This is a genomic window from Pelagibius sp. Alg239-R121 (assembly GCF_947331435.1).
Taxonomy (GTDB): domain Bacteria; phylum Pseudomonadota; class Alphaproteobacteria; order Kiloniellales; family Kiloniellaceae; genus Denitrobaculum.
The window spans coordinates 549,946-567,229 of the sequence record NZ_CAMZOF010000006.1; the positions used below are offsets into that span (position 1 = coordinate 549,946).

The 17,284-nt window shown below is 55.1% G+C and carries 26 protein-coding genes and 1 pseudogene; 14 read left to right on the plus strand and 13 right to left on the minus strand.

The window, feature by feature from the left end; all coding sequences use genetic code 11:
• Positions 1-92 precede the first annotated feature (92 nt).
• Positions 93-908 carry a hypothetical protein gene (locus tag QMZ18_RS21640; RefSeq protein ID WP_282608425.1) on the plus strand — a complete coding sequence of 272 codons (816 nt, stop codon included), beginning with the start codon at positions 93-95 and terminating at the stop codon, positions 906-908.
• A 284-nt stretch (positions 909-1,192) separates the two neighbouring features.
• Here the strand turns inward: QMZ18_RS21640 and QMZ18_RS21645 are convergent, their stop codons facing one another.
• From QMZ18_RS21645 to QMZ18_RS21670, 6 genes are all read right to left on the minus strand, one after another.
• Positions 1,193-1,375 (minus strand): hypothetical protein, encoded by a 183-nt coding sequence (locus QMZ18_RS21645; RefSeq protein ID WP_282608426.1) that lies wholly within the window; start codon positions 1,373-1,375, stop codon positions 1,193-1,195.
• A 32-nt stretch (positions 1,376-1,407) separates the two neighbouring features.
• Positions 1,408-1,647 (minus strand): hypothetical protein, encoded by a 240-nt coding sequence (locus tag QMZ18_RS21650; protein WP_282608427.1) that lies wholly within the window; start codon positions 1,645-1,647, stop codon positions 1,408-1,410.
• A 2-nt stretch (positions 1,648-1,649) separates the two neighbouring features.
• The gene (locus QMZ18_RS21655; protein WP_282608428.1) at positions 1,650-2,006 is read right to left on the minus strand and encodes a helix-turn-helix domain-containing protein; all 357 of its coding nucleotides are present in this window, start codon (positions 2,004-2,006) and stop codon (positions 1,650-1,652) included.
• Positions 2,007-2,104: 98 nt separating this feature from the next.
• Positions 2,105-2,521, minus strand: coding sequence for a DUF6756 family protein (locus QMZ18_RS21660; RefSeq protein WP_282608429.1), 417 nt, complete (start codon positions 2,519-2,521; stop codon positions 2,105-2,107).
• A gap of 149 nt (positions 2,522-2,670) precedes the next feature.
• The gene (locus tag QMZ18_RS21665; RefSeq protein WP_282608430.1) at positions 2,671-2,880 is read right to left on the minus strand and encodes a hypothetical protein; all 210 of its coding nucleotides are present in this window, start codon (positions 2,878-2,880) and stop codon (positions 2,671-2,673) included.
• Positions 2,881-3,105: a helix-turn-helix domain-containing protein gene (locus QMZ18_RS21670; protein ID WP_282608431.1), complete on the minus strand. Its 225-nt coding sequence runs from the start codon at positions 3,103-3,105 to the stop codon at positions 2,881-2,883.
• Between the two features lie 113 nt (positions 3,106-3,218).
• Here QMZ18_RS21670 and QMZ18_RS21675 point away from each other — a divergent pair, with 113 nt between their 5' ends.
• The 7 genes from QMZ18_RS21675 (at position 3,219) to QMZ18_RS21705 (ending at position 6,267) form a co-directional block, all read left to right on the plus strand.
• Entirely contained in the window at positions 3,219-3,884 is a 666-nt protein-coding gene (locus QMZ18_RS21675) for a hypothetical protein (RefSeq protein ID WP_282608432.1), read from the plus strand.
• A gap of 77 nt (positions 3,885-3,961) precedes the next feature.
• Complete coding sequence (locus QMZ18_RS21680) at positions 3,962-4,528, plus strand: hypothetical protein (protein WP_282608433.1); 567 nt, start codon at positions 3,962-3,964, stop codon at positions 4,526-4,528.
• Positions 4,529-4,597: 69 nt separating this feature from the next.
• Positions 4,598-4,816, plus strand: a complete 219-nt coding sequence (locus tag QMZ18_RS21685; protein WP_282608434.1) for a hypothetical protein — start codon at positions 4,598-4,600, stop codon at positions 4,814-4,816.
• A gap of 58 nt (positions 4,817-4,874) precedes the next feature.
• Positions 4,875-5,231 (plus strand): hypothetical protein, encoded by a 357-nt coding sequence (locus QMZ18_RS21690; RefSeq protein WP_282608435.1) that lies wholly within the window; start codon positions 4,875-4,877, stop codon positions 5,229-5,231.
• Positions 5,228-5,743, plus strand: a complete 516-nt coding sequence (locus QMZ18_RS21695) for a hypothetical protein (protein ID WP_282608436.1) — start codon at positions 5,228-5,230, stop codon at positions 5,741-5,743. The genes QMZ18_RS21690 and QMZ18_RS21695 overlap by 4 nt, the downstream gene beginning before the upstream one ends.
• A complete protein-coding gene (locus tag QMZ18_RS21700; RefSeq protein WP_282608437.1) occupies positions 5,736-6,026 on the plus strand; it encodes a hypothetical protein in 291 nt (96 codons plus the stop codon). Before QMZ18_RS21695 ends, QMZ18_RS21700 begins: the two co-directional genes overlap by 8 nt.
• The gene (locus tag QMZ18_RS21705) at positions 6,019-6,267 is read left to right on the plus strand and encodes a hypothetical protein (protein WP_282608438.1); all 249 of its coding nucleotides are present in this window, start codon (positions 6,019-6,021) and stop codon (positions 6,265-6,267) included. Before QMZ18_RS21700 ends, QMZ18_RS21705 begins: the two co-directional genes overlap by 8 nt.
• 192 nt (positions 6,268-6,459) lie before the next feature.
• Here the strand turns inward: QMZ18_RS21705 and QMZ18_RS21710 are convergent, their stop codons facing one another.
• Positions 6,460-7,134: a hypothetical protein gene (locus tag QMZ18_RS21710; RefSeq protein ID WP_282608439.1), complete on the minus strand. Its 675-nt coding sequence runs from the start codon at positions 7,132-7,134 to the stop codon at positions 6,460-6,462.
• Between the two features lie 524 nt (positions 7,135-7,658).
• Here QMZ18_RS21710 and QMZ18_RS21715 point away from each other — a divergent pair.
• Together QMZ18_RS21715 and QMZ18_RS21720 are read left to right on the plus strand one after the other, a co-directional pair.
• A complete protein-coding gene (locus QMZ18_RS21715; RefSeq protein WP_282608440.1) occupies positions 7,659-7,892 on the plus strand; it encodes a hypothetical protein in 234 nt (77 codons plus the stop codon).
• Positions 7,893-8,024: 132 nt separating this feature from the next.
• Positions 8,025-8,228 carry a hypothetical protein gene (locus QMZ18_RS21720; protein WP_282608441.1) on the plus strand — a complete coding sequence of 68 codons (204 nt, stop codon included), beginning with the start codon at positions 8,025-8,027 and terminating at the stop codon, positions 8,226-8,228.
• A gap of 122 nt (positions 8,229-8,350) precedes the next feature.
• Here QMZ18_RS21720 and QMZ18_RS21725 read toward each other — a convergent pair whose 3' ends face one another.
• Positions 8,351-8,620 carry a hypothetical protein gene (locus QMZ18_RS21725; protein ID WP_282608442.1) on the minus strand — a complete coding sequence of 90 codons (270 nt, stop codon included), beginning with the start codon at positions 8,618-8,620 and terminating at the stop codon, positions 8,351-8,353.
• A gap of 261 nt (positions 8,621-8,881) precedes the next feature.
• Between QMZ18_RS21725 and QMZ18_RS21730 the strand changes: the two genes are divergently transcribed.
• Entirely contained in the window at positions 8,882-9,568 is a 687-nt protein-coding gene (locus QMZ18_RS21730) for an SOS response-associated peptidase (protein ID WP_282608443.1), read from the plus strand.
• Here the strand turns inward: QMZ18_RS21730 and QMZ18_RS21735 are convergent.
• On the minus strand, positions 9,565-9,696 hold the full coding sequence (locus QMZ18_RS21735; RefSeq protein WP_282608445.1) for a terminase small subunit: 132 nt from the start codon (positions 9,694-9,696) through the stop codon (positions 9,565-9,567). The genes QMZ18_RS21730 and QMZ18_RS21735 overlap by 4 nt on opposite strands.
• A gap of 193 nt (positions 9,697-9,889) precedes the next feature.
• Here QMZ18_RS21735 and QMZ18_RS21740 point away from each other — a divergent pair, with 193 nt between their 5' ends.
• Together QMZ18_RS21740 and QMZ18_RS21745 are read left to right on the plus strand one after the other, a co-directional pair.
• Entirely contained in the window at positions 9,890-10,489 is a 600-nt protein-coding gene (locus tag QMZ18_RS21740) for a pentapeptide repeat-containing protein (protein ID WP_282608446.1), read from the plus strand.
• 757 nt (positions 10,490-11,246) lie between these two features.
• Positions 11,247-11,828, plus strand: a complete 582-nt coding sequence (locus QMZ18_RS21745) for a DUF4760 domain-containing protein (protein WP_282608447.1) — start codon at positions 11,247-11,249, stop codon at positions 11,826-11,828.
• Between the two features lie 10 nt (positions 11,829-11,838).
• On the opposite strand, the gene QMZ18_RS21750 is transcribed toward QMZ18_RS21745, so the two are convergent.
• Positions 11,839-11,979, minus strand: a complete 141-nt coding sequence (locus QMZ18_RS21750) for a hypothetical protein (protein ID WP_282608448.1) — start codon at positions 11,977-11,979, stop codon at positions 11,839-11,841.
• A gap of 22 nt (positions 11,980-12,001) precedes the next feature.
• Between QMZ18_RS21750 and QMZ18_RS21755 the strand changes: the two genes are divergently transcribed.
• Entirely contained in the window at positions 12,002-12,304 is a 303-nt protein-coding gene (locus tag QMZ18_RS21755; protein WP_282608449.1) for a hypothetical protein, read from the plus strand.
• Here the strand turns inward: QMZ18_RS21755 and QMZ18_RS21760 are convergent.
• The 3 genes and pseudogenes from QMZ18_RS21760 to QMZ18_RS21770 all read right to left on the minus strand — a co-directional run.
• Positions 12,301-15,351 (minus strand): hypothetical protein, encoded by a 3,051-nt coding sequence (locus tag QMZ18_RS21760; RefSeq protein WP_282608450.1) that lies wholly within the window; start codon positions 15,349-15,351, stop codon positions 12,301-12,303. The two genes, QMZ18_RS21755 and QMZ18_RS21760, sit on opposite strands and share 4 nt — an antisense overlap.
• Complete coding sequence (locus tag QMZ18_RS21765) at positions 15,341-16,627, minus strand: hypothetical protein (protein WP_282608451.1); 1,287 nt, start codon at positions 16,625-16,627, stop codon at positions 15,341-15,343. The genes QMZ18_RS21760 and QMZ18_RS21765 overlap by 11 nt, the downstream gene beginning before the upstream one ends.
• A 10-nt stretch (positions 16,628-16,637) precedes the next feature.
• A pseudogene (locus QMZ18_RS21770) lies at positions 16,638-17,284 on the minus strand (hypothetical protein); the annotation flags it as partial.

Below are 17,284 nucleotides of genomic sequence, written 5' to 3' on the forward strand. Positions count from 1 at the left end.
TAACACGACTTAAACGGGAATGTATTGGTTGCAATGGATTCCAATTGATCCGTTCACTGTTCCCTCACATTGTTCAAAGGAAAGGTTTCGGCGTGAATATCAATTCTATTTTTTGCTCTCAGAACAAAATTGCTGCTGCTTGCATCGTTGTGGCCGGCATAGTCGCACAAGACGCTCAAGCAATGCCCTTGAGTTGGGATTTGCAGGTTAACTCACCCGTTCCTTGGGTGGAGCAGATTTACGTAACAAATAGCGAAGGTGCGACAATCACCGTAACGGGATACAGAACAAGCGGTCCAGACTTCGCAATTGAGCAAGCGCGTGTTACAGGTTTCGGCCCTCAAGCAGGCATTGGTGTTTGTGGTACTAACGAAATCAGGTCAATTTCGATATGCGAAGGAAGCTTTTTCATAAACCGCGAACTCCTTGTTGATCGATCCATATTTGATTTGGTTTTGATTCAATTTGACCGGCGGATGACAGGCCAGTTGAGCCTTTTAATCGGAAGTCCAGGATCTATTGTCAGTCGCAATAATTTCTGGTTTGGACAAGGAGACTCGGCTGACATACTCGGTCTAACATTTGATGACCTGAACCAGCAGTTCGACCATATTTCAACCGGGTTTAACTTTTCCAATGGCTTCGGCTTCAATCACCCGGTGCCAGAATCTGGCAACGACTACGATTGGATACTTATGAGCCCTGGCGGGCTGAACCAAAGATTTCTGCTAAGCGCAATCAATGGAACGGAAGCTGCTCCAGTCGATCCAAACGATCCAGTCCACGTATCAAGTCCGGCCACATATTCGTTGTTCGGACTTGGAGCAGCGCTATTGCTACTTGGCGCCCAACTGGGACATTCGCGAGAGCAGCACATTTCTGATGTTGAAAATACGATCCAAACTTAGAAGGACTCCAGCGCTTTGGCGGGGCGGTGATCAGGGAATTGCTCCTGCACCGCCCTCCCCAATCCCGCTGCGCTCATCCAGCTACAGCTCGATCGCCTTCAGATCGTAGCCGCGGAGAAGCTTGTCATATTCCGGGAAGCCGATAGTCAGCAGCTTGGGAATTCGAACCTTCAGGGTCATCTCTGAGCATCCTAGGTGGTGTGCAACCTTGGAGGCGCTGACAATGCGGGGCGGCAGGTAATCTTGAAGGCGCCGCTTGGCTCGGGTCATTCGATTATGCAGGCTTAGTCATCGTCGTCAGGATCATCCCAAGGGTTGTGCTCTTCAACCTTATCTGAATGAGTTGTCAAAACCGAGAATCCGCCGTCAGGGTGGACTCGCACTTCCGCCACCTCTAGCCCTGCCTTTTGCACGGCCTGGATGGCGCGCACAACGTCAGGCTTACTGAAGCCCTTTGCTGAAGTCATGATTATCTACCAGGTACTTAATTGGAATCGGCTTAATCGAGTTTGCTCAGCCAGTACTCGTCCGAGCTCTCATCTTCTCCCAGCTTTAAGCCATCAATCCACTTGTCCAAATCCTGGATGTCGTAGCGGATCGCGTTTTGCGCCAACTGGATAGGCGCGTAGGGACACTCGCGCTTGAACTTGGCCAGTGCCATGCCGCAATAGCGCGCTGCCTCCGATGCCTTCAGGAGACGGATAGGCTGGTATGTGACGTGGAAGGTTGCATGGGGCATGGTCAACCCTTCTCTGAACGTTGTCGCTCTATATCTAGCGCCGCTATTTCTCTCGAGATTTTAGACATTCCTTCGACTTCTTTTAACGGTCGACTGCGGCGTTTTTTGGCCATCTTTCCTTTGGAACTCCTGGAGTTCTTATCAATCAAATCGCGGGGATCACCAGTACTCCACGTCCGCTCAAGTTGCAGTTCCATGATTGCACGGCGTGTGACGGCCGGCGCGCGGCCAATCTTGATCTTAGTAAGCATCCCCTCCTCGACAAGGCGCCGAATTGTCCGCTTCGTGATCCCCAAGGCTCCGCTTGGGTCGAGAAACTTTGCAGCTTCTTCGTACGTCATCAGCTCAGGCTCGGTCATTGCCGATGCTCTCCGGGTTTGTGGTCGCGACTGTCGAAGCGTAGTGCCGATTTGTGAGTCGAGTAAAGGCGATCCACGAACAGGAGCCCATCGCCTGCCTATAAGTCTCCAGCGATCACCAAGCGATTGTGATGCGTATCGAAAATGCACCAATTTTCTGTTTCATCGACTAGCAAATACTCGAAGAACCATTGCTCGCCAACAACGTGAAGAACATCGGAAAGCGGGCCTTTAAAAACCGGCCAAGGTTCTGGCTCGTCATCGGAAACGATCAAAGAGACTACGGGATTTGGCCCAGTTAATTTGACGATAGTGCCGAAAGCACCGCTGTCACCATAGTCGATCGTTCGGGCGGCAACCGCGAGGTTCTCCCACCACCAAATGCAACCACGGTCTCTGACATATTTCTGCGCAATGTTGTCGACTAGAGCTTGAGCCTTGGCACTTTCTAGTTCTTTTACCGCGGGCAATGTTTCGACCGTAGCCCTGAGATTGGCCAGTAAGTCAGTGTTCATCCTGCCACCCCATTTTCGACGCAGCTCTGCAAACTAAGAGTTATCTTGCAATGAAGTGGGCGCGCGTGGCATCAGCTTTGCAATATGTGAGGGAGCGGTCATTGGGCTCCTTAATTCACTCAATCGGTCAACGGTTTGAATCGTTCGCTTTACCCTGGCCAATCCGACCAATCCTTGAGTCTGGGATCTCGTTCGACGTTGGACTGTTCACCGTCTTTGGCGGCATCGCCGACCTCACCAAAGATCAGTCGCACCTCGGTCGGCCGCATGATGCACTCTCGAACTGTCAGGCCACAATCCGTTGCAGCTTTGATTGCGCGGCGCATATCAGCCTCGGTGACAGTGGCGCGACGCGGCATCTACTCCTCCGCCCTTTCCTTGAACCTCACCCCAGCCCCGCCGCCGTTTTCCGCGATGAACTCGATGCCGGCAGTTTCGAGAGCGCGTCGGATGACATCGACGTTGACCGCTGTACTCGAGCCTGTGCCCCGGCTCTCCATGCGTTGAATGGTTGGTACGCTCACACCAGATCGCTCAGCCAGGTCTGCGATTGACCACTTCAACAGCGCTCTCGCTGCTCTCATTTGCCCATCATCGATCATGATATAATTTATATCCTTTGATATTTTTATTTACATCCAATTCGGAATGATATTAAATATATCACACGATAATTTTTCTACAAGGGTGTCTGACCATGGCCAAGCCGAACAAGAAGGGCCGGAGTGATTACCAATCGTTTGTCAGGATCGATCGCTATCTGATCAACTCCGAGGCGTATCGCTCTCTGTCGCCCTGCGCCCGTGCTCTGCACATCGAAATCAAACATCGGTTCAATGGCCGCAACAACGGCGAGATTGCTCTCTCTGTGCGTGGCGCGGCTGATCGTGTTGGCGTCTCAGTCCCGACAGTCTGCAGAGCCTTTAGCGAGCTTGAGAGCAAGGGGTTTCTTCGCGCCACCCTCAAAGGCTCGTTTAACACCAAGCTGCCTCACGCGACGCTTTGGGCGCTGACCGAAGAACCAGCCGGCGCCGCATTAGCCACGAAGGAATTCATGCGCTGGACGGCACCAAAATTTAAAACCCGGTGCAAAATACTTTCACCGCTAGTGCAAAGATCTTTCACCGCTGCCGAACTGAACACCGCTCAAAAGGCTCCGACGGTGCAACGTGCTTTCACCGCTAGCAGAAATTCAGCCGATCACGGTGAAAAATCCTTTCACACTTTTATTATACCAGGTGGGGGTGTTTCTAAATCTCCCGTCCGAACAGTCGAATTAACCCCAAAACCAGTCGGGGCGAAAATTCGGCAAAACTTTTTCATGCACCATGTTCGCAGGCATCTCGAGGGTGCGCTGCTGTAACTGCATGGCCATTACGGGGCAGCAGGAAGCAGCCCCTCACACTTGGCAGGAAGCCAGCAGCTAAGGAGACCGAAGCAGTGCCAACAGAGCCAAGACCACCGTTCAACACGGACGTAACCCAATCCATGGACAGAAGCGCACGCTGGAATGCCTGTAAGCACCTGCGAGACCTCGCCACCCGACTTCAGACCTCCGCCAACAACGCGATCCGGCGTGCGGCACAGCTTGAGTGTGAGGAAGCAAAGGAGCACCACAAAGCCCTGGGCGGCATCCGCAAGGCGCGTCGCTGCAACGTTCCAGGGGCCGAAGATCTTCTCATGATCGAGTCCCGCCTTTCCGGCCTGTCGCTGGCCGAATGCCAGCTTGGCGACAAGCAGTCACCCTCACATCTGCGGATAGATGGTGCCCGAATGACCGATGACGAATTCGAGCTTATCCGGCGGTATCGCGACAACTATCGGTTTGAGAGCGCCGTGCGGGAGATGGTCAAGAATGCACATTCGCTCGGATACGCAGGCAAACGCAATCCTGACTTTTGGGATCTGACGGGCAAACGCCCGCCCGGTGAGGAGCCAGCACGCCCTGCAGCACCGAAACCCCGCAATCTCGCCCCTTTTACCGTGATCGACGGCGGCGCGAGCTAGCAAATCACCACGAGCCGCAAGCAGTGGCTCTCAATTTCGGCAAGACGCCAAGTTCCAAGGAAACGAAGCATGATCGAAGAGATCGACGAAAACCTAAGTCTTTGCGAGAGCCTTGTACGCCTTGTCATCTGTGCTTGTGAGCGAGCTGACGAAAACGGCGGCAACCGTCGCGACAATACGGCGGTCATGACCGTCTGTGATCACCTGGAAAAGCTAATTGAACAGACCCGTATCGCCCTCGACGAGGAGGCGGTGGCCGCAAGTAAGACCTCAACGGAAGCGGGCTGACCGGCGCTGCAACGCCAAGCCAGCCCTATCTCGCAACTCATTCTCATGGAGAGAAGCAGTGTCACAAGACGATATCAAGACTACCCGAAAGCCCCGCGACGAAACCAACGTTAAACGTTGCCGAGGCTGTGCGCGCGAAATCACAACCAAGACGCAGAAGCCCATGGATATTGAAGAGGCCTTGGAAATTTGGGAACGGCTGGCGATCGTTGATCTTGCCATCCAAGGCATAGAGCAGATGGCCGATGCCGAAAGCGAACTGGGCCTCGATCAGATGAAGGCGCTCCGCTATTTCTCGGGAAGTGCCGTCCGCGACATGGCCGAATTTCTCAGCCGACTGGATGACGCCGGCCTGTACTTCCAGGACTACCGCAAAGACGGCCTGGGACTTCGCCAAGAGGAGGCATCCTCATGACCGACGCAGCGTTCCTATCGAAACTCGAAGACGAATTGTATCTCTGCGAGAAAATGGCCGTGGTCCTGTCAGAGGCCGGCGGGGCACACGATGACGGCGGAGACAATACCGGGCATTGCTTTCGGGCAATTGCGGAGGTGGGCAAACACCTGTCGAGCAAACTGCTGGATCTGCGTAGCGAGGCTCTAGAACTGAGCTTGAAGGCCTGCGACGACGCAAAGTCAGAAAACCGCACAGCGGCGCAGAATGCCTGCAAGCAAGCCCATGAAGCTGTACGGGAGATCGAGCCTCAAGTTGCTACGCTCGAAGCCCAGATGATCCTTCTGGATATGGCGATTGAATCGATGATGGGCAGCAGGAGCACCGAGACGGCAGGCGCCGGGCTGTCAAACCTGCAGGGAGCCATGAACAGCAGCATCAAAGGCATCAATCGCACTTGGACTGCGGCCCATGAGGCAACCAAGACGCTGAAAGAAAGCGCCCAGACCGCGAGGGAGACGGACCATGTCTGAACAAGAGCAAGCCGCACAAAACGCCTGCGATGAAGTCGGTAGGCTGCTTATGGACATGGAGGTTCCACTCCGCGAGCTTCGCAACCTGTTGAACGTCGTCGCCATGACTGCCGAATATCTGTGCTCGAACTCCACAACGGAATTCGAAGGCAATGGACTGCACACGCTGTACTCGACCATGGACAGCAGGGCGAAGGTTGTGTCGCGTCTCTGGTGCGAGGCTTCTGATGCCTCTCGCCTAGAATACGTGCCAACAGTCGCGGGGGCTCAAGACGATGTCTGACAAACCCAAATCCACCGGTAACGTGCTGCTCTCGTTTGAGCCCGACATACACGACCTGCCGGGACTGGCCACATCGATGTACATGGCAGTCCAGGGCTTTAGCGGCGGCGATCCGAGACAGAAAGACGGACTTGCTCGGCTTGCGCAGGTTCTTGAAGAGAAGACGCAGGCACTTCACGACCATTGGCGCGAAGAGCTGGAGGAAGTGCGACGGTGCAAATCGGAGCAGCCCAAACGGTAATCGCAAGCCTGTCGGTCAACTCGGGGCGGGTTAAATCCCGCCTTTTCTGTGCGGATACTTGTCGGGCGCTTCACAATGGTGGGGCGATGTCGACGCGATCGGCGAGGTGGAATGCCAGTTGAAAAGCCTTGGAATCGGCCTGAAGTAGAAAATTGAGAAAGTTACTGCACAATCGGCTTGAGACATGTTCAGTTAGTTGACAGACGCAGTTGTGCGTTCGCCAGCTCTCCGAGCCTTGATCGCCTCTACCAAGGCTAGCGAGAATGCCTTCTGCAATGCCTCTTCAACAGATCCACCCGCGGGAAACGACGAGAAACTTGTGCAAGAAAAACTCCGTTCCCTTCCTTCATGTCTGGTCGCTGTTTCTGCCCCACCGGCTGGTATATCCGTGACCAGAAGTCGCACTGTCACATCCGTTGCCCAGGGACTGCATTCTTTCCAACTATAGAGTTCGCTTAGCGTATCGACCGTCAGCACAATTTTGACGTATTTTTTTGCCGTGGGATTGAGTTCAAACAAATATCCTGACGCCTCTCGAACCACGGACTCCATTTCTTCAGCAAGCAGATAGTCAGCTCCATTACTCCAAGTATCGCTACCGCTGCCCACACGAACCCTCACAGACAATATGCGATCGCCTTTGTTTGGCACGATAAGTTCTACGCGAGCAACCTTCTCTCGTGACACTTCAACTTGTTTAAGTTCTTCAACATCCTCAATCACTGGGGCGGAAATTTGATGCTTGCTGTATCGCACCAACCCTTTTTTGCGAGCCTCCTCAGAGACGCAGGCCGAAAGCGACAGCAAACCAAACACAAGAAACAAAAGCCTGAAGCCACTCGAATACCTAATTGCTTTCCAATTCATAACGTCTTCCCAAAGTCCTTCATCGCAACCGGTATGCTACCGCTCATAAATAGCCAAAATTTCTCAGATGACTCCCAGAGCCTAGCAATACGTTCACTCCCATGGCCACTGGAAACAACGATGTGCACGGAGTTTGACTTGTGAACGCTCTGATTTCGACGAGGCCACAATTCGGCCTGTACCCCTTGTAAGCCAAGGGTTTCGGGCCGATTTCCTTTCCGCGGTGACTCGCTCTTTCTATTCGCGATAGGCTGTGCCAAGCCTGCAGCAAATTTTACAACTGCTTGCGACCTATCCACTTGATTAATATCAGCGGAGCAACCCGCAATGATGAAAGACGATAAAGGTTTGCATGATCGCGGCCAACAGCGAGAGCACAGTGTAAACCACGGATTCAAGCTAGGCCTCCTGATTGGAATCCCTGTAGGTATGCTTTTCTATGGGTGGGCGCAGGAACTTGGATTCTTTTAGTACCCGATGCTGATCGATCAAATCATCTGGCAAAACGCCACCGAGTTGTTGCAGTGCCTGCCGACGAATGGTGGGGTCATCCATTGATTGATGACCGTGAAATCTATCAATGTGCAAACCTCATGTGCAGGCAGCATGGTGCTGCAGCACATTCAGAAGCCCTCAATCGCGCAGATGTCCTTCTGCGTACAGGCGATGCCGACGGCCATGCCACGTGGAAACGGATTGCAACGGCGGTGCAGGATCTGCTCAGGCAGGCGCCTGAAGAGGGAGAGCAATCACACTAAAGGCCTATTCCCGACTCTGCGGCAAGCAACGGTGAGTCTGACAGGGCTGTAGAGTCCCTGAGGTCGGAAATAGCCTCTTGGCTCTCCTGAACGCTTACAGAGCATTTTAGAGACCAAACCTCAGAGATGCCCATGACCGACGAACGAGAAATCTGGCAATGCGCAAACGAGATCGTCAAGCAGTACGGCGAGGATGCTCTGTTGGAGGCAGCTAAGCGCGCAGATGCAATGCTCGAGGCCGGCGACTTTGACGGGCAAGCGGTCTGGAAACGGATCTTGAGAGCTGCAGAAGAATTGCTGCGACAGGCGCCGCGAACTGACGAACGATTGCAGTAGATCCCGCCCGGATCGAAGTTGGCAACGACATCATGGGCTTCGAGAAGGTGGTGTCAGGGCGCTAAGCCGGTATCCGTGGCATCTCGTCTATCTCGTCTTCGGTGGGAAATTCGTCGAGTTCTTCAGCGCTCACAACGTGGAATGATTCGTAATGATTCGTTCGGCTCATCATGGACGACGACATCACGGGGCCTGATGCCGATAGTGCCCGCAGGGTCCGTAAGATTCATGTGCGGTACTCCAGCTTCGTCACAGTCCGCACTGACCATGTAAAGCTGACCTTTGCTCGTCATCTTTGCCGGCAGATGCGAATTCACCCAGTGCTTAATCTCCAGTGCGTTCTCCTGGCTGCCATCCCACTGCATAGAGGTGACTTCGTTGTTCTCATCCATCTCCATCCCTCCTCGGTACCCGGAAGTGGCTCTTTGGCGCCTTCAGCCTCATCTCATAGCGTTCATCTAACGCCTTAGTCACATATCGAGCTGCAATTCGTATGTCGGTCTCGGTCGGCCTGAGAAGTGCCTTGGATTGCTTGAGTGCGCGCTTGATAATCTTCTCTCTCAGGTCATCCATTGCTTGATGCTAACGTGAGAACAAAAAGAGAACAATAGGCGGTTATTCCCACACCCGATGCAGCTGGATACACTGCCGCCATGTGCGGACGCTATGCCACAGCCCGGCTCACTTGGGAGCAGATAGTCGCGATGTCGACGCTTACCACGCTCGGCATTCCGCCGGAGCCCCTGCGAGAGGCCTACAACGTCGCTCCCACCCAGATGGCGCCGATCATCGCCAGCGATCGGGAACAGCACCGCTGTACGCTCGCGCGCTTCGGGCTTGTGCCTCAGTGGTTCCGCAAGCCGCTTGAGGAGCTCAAGTTCGCTACATTCAACGCCAAATCCGAAGAAGTGACAGAGAAGGCCAGCTACCGCGGCCCGGTGAAGTCTCAGCGCTGCCTGATACCGGTGCAGCACTTCTACGAGTGGAAAGGCAAGGGCAAGCCCTACGCGATCGGCAACAAGGACGAGACACCTATGTTCTTTGCTGGCCTCTGGACAAACTGGGCTGGGATGTCAAAGGGCGAGATCGTGGAGTTCGACAGCTTCACCATCATGACCACGGCCGCCAACGACTTCATGCAGCAGATTCACAAGCGCATGCCGGTGATTTTGCAGGCGGAAGACTACGAGACCTGGTTGACGGGTGAGACGGACGAGACACTGGCTGTTGCTGGCCAATATCCCAGCCAACTCATGCAGGCTTATCCTGTGGGGCCGGCGGTCGGGAATGTGAGAAACCAGGGTTCGGAACTAGCAGCGTCGGTGGGTGAAGCGATCTAGCGGAACTCATCAATGGCCGTCTTCTCACTGTACCCGGCGCGTATCGCAGCCTGGGTGGCGTTCAAATCAATCAGGTACTCTTCGACAAAGCGCGCTTGTTTTGGAGTAAGGCCACCGTTTCTGCTCATTTGTCGACCTGCCGCCTATCCTCGTGATGCATGTTGTTTTTCTCGTTTTGGAGTTGCTTTGATACCCTCTGTGCTATTCACAAGAGAGGTCGAAATCATGGCACCCTACAGACAGCGAAAGTTGTTGCGGCGAAGAGCGAGGCCGCGGTCAACACCAACCACTCAATCTAAGTGGGATCAGCGATTCAGGTATTTGGCGAGGCTTGAACTTCTAATCGGTCTCTTCGCTATTCCAGTTATCCTAATTGTGGGCTGGAACGAGCTCGCAGCAATTGCAGAACAGCGACGCGTCAATGCGTGGCAGCTTTTAACAACAAACGCTAAGGGAAATGCGGGCAAGACTGCAGCCTTAGAATACCTCAACCAAAATCATTACTGCATCCCGTGGACAGAGCTTTGTCTTCAAAACAAAGAATCTCTGGTGAAAATCCATCTCCCTAAAGACTCTTTCATAGAGGAAGCAAACCTGCCAGGGGCCAATATGTATAATGCCGATCTATATGGTGTTTCTCTGACAGGAGTCGACCTCAGCGGCGCAAATCTACGTGTGGCCAATCTCAAAGAAGCCGATCTAAGGTGGGGCAATCTATCTAACGTCAGTCTCGCTGAAGCCAATTTAAGTTCCGCCGACCTCTTTGACACCGACCTTTCTTCAGCCGATTTGAGAAGTGTCGTAGGCCTCTCGCAGGGTCAATTGAACAAAGCCTGTGTCACTCGGGGACTAGCACCAATCAATTTACCCAATGGTCTTACTGCACCAACGAAAGCATGTCTTCCAAGATTGCGAGATTAGTATTTACCCATCCCCCGGAACGCAAAAACCCCCGCCGAAGCGAGGGTCTGATATCTCTAGACGCAAGTCTAAAGCTTGAACGATTCTCTGCCCTATCTATCCCCGATGTCAAGATGTGAGACCAGACAGCAAAAGCCCCGGCACTGGGCCAGGGCTCTTTGATAACCGCTAAAAAATTATCGCTATCGAAATCAGGTCAAGCCACCCCATCCTTCTTTGATGCGAGTCATTTTTAAGCTCCTCTTCATTGTAGACGACGGCCACCCAACGTGGTCATCCGTAATTATTGCATAGGCTGCGCGAGTGTGTCGGATAAACGTTAAACAGCGATTAATTAACACTGTTAACATTTGAGTAGCGAGTGTCAACGTATATCCTTGTTAACCATACGTTTATCACAGATCATTTTTTAATCTCCCTCGCCAGTTCGCCGCTTGGCTCACGTTACATTATTTAGCAATTCTTTAACGATTAGCAAGTGCTATTTCGTTTGTATACGTATTTTTACTGATCAATGGAGATAACTTTATTGTGCGCTGCAACCTGTAGCTGCCCCAGATCAACGAATCGATCCACATCTATCATAAATCAAAGCCACGGCAATTAACACTAAAAAATACACTTGATGAGTGCGATTTAGCACAGTTTTTCTTGACCATTGAAGGCACCTTGCTGCAGGATAATTTCTATATATGGGGGAACACAATATGAAAAATTCAATTGAGGGCTGGGGCGGTCTTACAGTTCGCGGCAGGTAATGGTCGACCCAATCAAGTCGAATGGCGTTGAAAAACAGAGTTTGGTTGAACAAGCTTCCGATTTAGGCGCCGGAATATATGACCTGCTTGCAGGGTTTGTTGGCTCCATGGAGTTTTTGACCGCAATTGCAGTTGGGGTTGCCGTCTGGGGCGTTGTTTCGCAAAGGCAAATTTCAGCACGGAAAAACACACTAGACTACATCACTCGGCAGGAAAGTGACGGAGATATTATCAAAGCCAGGCAAACATTCGTTAGCTTGGTAAAAGTTGATGGTGGCCTATCTGATTGGGCAAAAGTGGAAAATGAAAGCTCCGTAGAAACTCAAGCCATCAAGATAATACTAAATGAGATGGAGCTTATCTCCATTGGCATCCAACGCGGTAGCATTGATGAAGCGATGTATAAAGCATGGTTCAAGGGAAGTGTGATCACTTTCTGGGAAAGCAGCGCCTCATTTATCCATGATCTCCGAGTCAGAACAAACAACAGACGACTCTACAAAGAGTTTGAGGCAATGGCTGAATGGATGAAGGGAGGAAAACGAGCAAAACGGAATTGGTTCATAGGAAAATTCTTCTGACAGACTGCGCTCAAACCTCCAATGCGTCAATCACCACCGCCATCAGCGAGCCATTCCGCTTGCGGTTCATCTTTTCAACCCCTCGCATGCCATGGCCATAGAACAGCAGGTCCCATATTGGCCCGGTGTCGATGTCCTTGCGCAAATTCATCGACGTTGCCATATTGCAATTTATGGGACGTGTTCTCGCTATTCTAACACTCTGCATGCTGCCACTGCCTGTGATGGCCGACAATGCCAAACCGCCAGGCTCAAACGATCTGCAGATGAATGGCCAATATGGGCCGGTGCCAAATCCGGTGCCGGTCGGTTATCCCTACTGCATCACGCGGATTGCAACACCTGAGTATCGGGAGAAATATGGCCTTGCAGCGGCATACCTTCCCCCGCAAAGCAGAGAAGCCGCCGGCGCTCTGAATTTTGCACGTCGCGAAGGAATTGCCGTCTTGGTTCATTGCAACGAAGAGCAGTCCTAGCGCCGGAAAACCCGTGGTGGGTCTTGTTCCTCGAAACCCTCAACTTGATAGCTCTTGATCAGCTCCGACACGCTGACCTTTTCCCGCTTCGCTTCTGCGGCGAGCTCCTGCAGCGTCATCCTATCCCCGTCATCAAAGACAATGCTGTTCCCCGCAACCTTCAAGCCGTGTAGCTCTGCCAGCATCTCGACCGCCATAGACTCCGCCGGCTGTCCGGCTTCTTTGGCCATGCGCCGCAGCTCTTTCATACCGATCGCCTGGCCACCCGGTGTCGTCAGGCCAAGGTTTCGCACTGCGCTCCCTGACAATCCGCCCGGCTGCACGAATTCACGCATCGCGTTCTTGCTCACCGGCTCGGGACGACTTTGCATGAGATCCCGCAACGCATTCTGGCTACGCGGCGGAGACACAGCGGCCTGCAAACTGTTGAGGGCGCCGGTAGGCTGCTGCGCTGGGGGCTCGTACGTGTTTTCATCGCCAGCCAGCGCCCCTATGGCTCCGCCAATCCCTGTTGGCCTGCTGGGAACCCTCGGTCCCTTGGTGGCGGAGCTGGCTATCGCCTGCCCAGGGATGCCGCCAGCCGCTTTTTTGGCCACGGCGGCGGTCAGGTCATAGGCACCGCCAAACAATCGACGCGCACCATTGCGGAAGAACTCATGGGCCGAATTGGATGTGTTGACCGCACCGGGCACACGGTTCGTCGCTTGCAATGCTGTTCGCTTGAGCTGCTGTAGCAGTCCGATCTCCGACTGCGTGAACAGCGTCTTCATCAGGGTCGGCGAATTCCTCATCGCGGTATCAAGTGCCGTCGCGTACTTGTCACCCGAAAACAGCACCGCAAGATCCTGTCCGCGTGCTCCGGTATCCTGATTCTGCACCAGCTTGAGAAACGCCTCTTCCCGCATGGCCTTCCATTCCTGGCTGTTCGGCCCTAGAACGGATTTCATCTTTTGCAGCGCCTTCTCGCTGGCAGCCTTGGAGCCCAATTTTCCAGCCCCGAAGATCGTGTTGAGCGCATGCTCTGGCGAGAGATCGCCATCAACCAGCTGCTTGACGATCTTGTCGTTTTCAAAGCGCTGCGCCACCTTCCGGCGGGCGTCTCTGGCGTTCTTCCAGGCATCAAGGGCAGCATCGTCGCCAGTGATTAAACCGCGCTCCAGGGCGGTGTCGCTGAATTGGTCATACTGTGCCCGTAAACGTTTCAGCGCCGCAGCTTCTGTCGGATTGGTGCGTTCCGCGCCCTGGATGGCATTTACAAGACGCTTGCGCCACTGCTCCATGGCCCCGACTTTCACGGCGGTAATCTTGCCGCCAGCCAGCTCCTGGAAGCTCTCGAAGGTCCGTAGTGCCCGTGTGGCGTTTGGCAGAGCCCCTATGTCGAAATCCCCCATGCTCTGGCGCATCTCCTTGCCCAGATTGCCCACGTCCTCGACATTCACAGCGGCATTGCTGGCACGCGCCTTGTCATAAGCCGCAGTAACGCCCGCCCGCTCAGCCTTGGCCTGGGCCTTCAAGCGAGCCGTCGCCATGCCAGCGCCCTCACCCGGCGCCGTAACCAGTGGCTGACCGCCAGAAAGCCTCGATTGGACACCAGGGACATTGCCGCGCAAAGCCTCCTGCTGGTTCGCTCGAAAACCCTGCATGACGTCCTTGGCGCCCTCGCCATGCACACCCTTCAATAAAGCGTCCTCAGTGGCTTGCTGCGTCACATCGCGCGTTACATCGCCTTGAGAGAGCCGCACGGGAGAAGGCAGGCTCTCCGCCTCAGCAAGGGCAAGGCTCTGCTGTGGTGTCGTTGCTCGGTTGGCCGTCTCTTCAAAGCGGTCCAGGAACTGCCGAGAGGCCGCATCTGGGTCAACGCCGACCTCTTCCAGGGTCTCGCGGCCGCGCTCGGTCAGCTCACCCGTAGCCCTGTTGAAATAGGCCGGAGAAGCAAGGAGTTTGCGGAAGATCATCCCGACAGCCGAAGCCGCGATCTCACCACCAGCACCGAACAGAGCCTCAACGCCGGCGCGCTGCAGATCAATTGGTTGCTCAGATCCTTGAGACCGTGCGGCTACGTCCAGGCCGATGCTCTGGCCTGCCGTGCCTGCCGCCGCCCCGCCGAGCTGGCCGACTTTCCCCGCCACCGAGCCCGCGCCGCCACCAAGCCGAGCACCGGCCAGTGCCGACGTTCCCTCGACAATGAGCTGCGTGGCGTCCTGGAGAGACGCGCCCGGCCTGTTCAGGTAGAACTTCCGCCCATCAGGGAAGATGCCGATAGGGTTCCCGTGAGCATCGAAATCGACCTGAGCATCAGGGAACCGCGACTGAAAGATGGCCGCCTCGCCTGCCGGATTGCCGCGAGCAAGTGCGATGTCGGCACCTGGGGCGATAGTCTCGCCGCTTTCCCGAATAATGTTCTGTGGCAGCTCGCGCAGATCGAACTCGCGGGTTTTGTCGCCGGTAAAAGCGTCCTGCACTGATTGGCCGGCTTCCTGGATGGTATTTGCGGCCCTATGCAGAAAGCCTTCATCTGCTTCCGGCAGCGGCGCCGGTGCCGCATTGGCCTGGCTTGCTGGAGTGACAGGCGCAACCATCGGGCGGCTTGCTGTTCGCTCAAGAAATGCGGGGTCTTTGAAAGGGTTCACCAGCCCGCCAGACCGCTGCCGGATCTCCTGGCCGAAGCCGTCCGAACGTGCACGGGCAGCCGCTACGGCTTCATCGATCGATGAATAGCCCCGAAGGACTTCCCCGGTCTCCGGATCACGGCCACCAGAAGCCGCGATACGCTTGATCGCCTCTTGTTCCGAAAGAATCTGCCCGCCGAACACCGAAGGGATGTTCGTAGGCTGCCCGCCGTTGATCGAGGGGTGCGTGACCGTGATGCTCTTCTCGGAGTAATGCTCGCCGTTTTCGCCCTGATACAGCTGACGGCCGGCAGAAGTCCGTTGCCCTGTGGTTGTCGGCGCGCCGCGAGGAGGCTGTGACTGTGGGAGCGAACCACCGCCGCTTTGCTCAAGAAAGTTGGGGTCTTTGAAGGGATTGATCAGCTGTTCACCCGCCATATTCCGCCCTCCAGAATTCAACCACCTGCTGACGGGTTGCCCCGCGGTTGACGCGCATGACTCCTCGCTCAAACTCACTGAAAAAGATCGTCTGGCCGGTGTCCGGATCTGTGGCGAGCAATGGCGTTTCCCGCTTGAACTTATCCCATGCCCGCAGGGCACCGTCATAGGTCCGGTTTTTGGCATAATGGTCTTCAAAAAACCGGGCCTGCTCCAGATCGCGTCGGGCCAAGGCTTCCGCCGAGCGGAATAGGAACCTGTTGGCCTCCGGTGTGTTGCGGAGATTCGCCAGTGTCTGCTCAATACGTGCGGCGTCGTTCTCGGTCTGCGGGCCTTTTTGGGCCTGCATCTTGGTCAGAACGATGTTGTTCATGATGCCCTCGAAGGCCTGGGCATCCGATGCGCTCTCAAGCCCCCATACCGACGGATCAACGCCGAAGCTCTGCGAATATGAGGCGGCCCACTTCTTGAGGGGTGCCAGGCCTCCAGTGCGCACGTCCAACGTCCTGGCAATCGCCAGCTGCGCCAGCGTGTTCTCAGCGGCCCTAGCTGTCTCATGGATCTCGCCCGCTGTGGCGTCCAACCGCTTGCCGCGGGCCTTCTGCTCTTCCTTCTCGCGTTCGCCACCAAAGCTGACCAGCGGCGTTGAGGTGGTCGCCTTCGTCACAGCCGCGTCGTACTCGCCCTGGCTGATAGCACCCCTGTCGAGATCGAACTTCAGTTTTCCAACGGCGCTCAACGGCAACTGTGGCTTGGCGGGTGCCCGGCTCTTGTTCGCGATGTCGATTTTCTGCTGTGCCGCAGCATCGGAGAGCAAGTTCGGGTCTTTCGGCATTATGCTTCGCGCAGCCTGCAGAACTTCGTGCAATCCCTTCGGGCTGTAGACCTCGGGTGCATCATCAATTCCAAGCCGCAGCACGGATCGCCGAGCAATCTCGTAGCCCTTCGGATCTTTCACGTCCTTAAATGCGCGATGGATGATCCCTGCCTCCTGCACGGCCTTGTTGCGGCTATTGGTGTCCATTGTGCTCAGATAGGCCTGTGCATCGAACGCGGCCTTTGGGCTCACCTGCGCCGCTTTGGAAACTAGATTTTGACGGCCTACTGAATCGGTCGGGATGCCGCCAGAAAGGGACTCCGCATAAGCCGCGTTGGCATCTCTTAGCCGTCCGCGCTCCTTTAGCTCCGACATGGCGTTTCTGGCTTGCAGTCCCTTTGCAATCGAGCCACCGACATCAACAGGCCGGACCCTCAGAGCATTAAATGCGTTCTGCATGTTTTAATCCTTATCTAATTCCGTGCTCCTGACGGCGCCGACGTAGGCTCGCCATCATATTCACGCCCTCGGCGAACCCAGGGCCAAGGAACTCGGTAGCGTCGGCAGTCAAGACCTGCTCGCCTTCTTGCAGGGTAGCTGGCACATCGCCGCGCAGCTGACCGGGGATCAGATCCTCAGAGACGTACCCGCCATCATGATAAGTGCCTGAGTCTGAGCCTGGGCTGTCCCCATGGCCCGCGCTGCCGCCTTCGCCTGAGCCGCCGCCGGACCCGCCACCGTTTCCGCCATCCCTGCCGCCGCCGAAATCGTCAATGCCAGCACCGAAGCTGCTGTCGGTTGGAGGGCCAACGCTCACGTTACCTTGCGTCGGTGCGTTGTTATCCAGTCCGTCGCTCAGCCCGCGGCCAAAACCATCGAACCCCCCAGGACCTTGGACACCAAAGCCATCCGTTGGACCGCCAAATCCGTACCCGCCTTCAACACTGGCGTCTGAATCGAGACGATTTGCGCGCAATTCCCGAGAGCGTTGAACCCTGTCTCGGTACTCTTTAAGGTTTTCTCGAAACTCGTCTGTCCCAGGCATCCCAAAGCTGGCCGGAGTGTTCACCCCTGGAATACCGAAATAATCCGCAGCGCGCGTGATGTTCGTTGCCA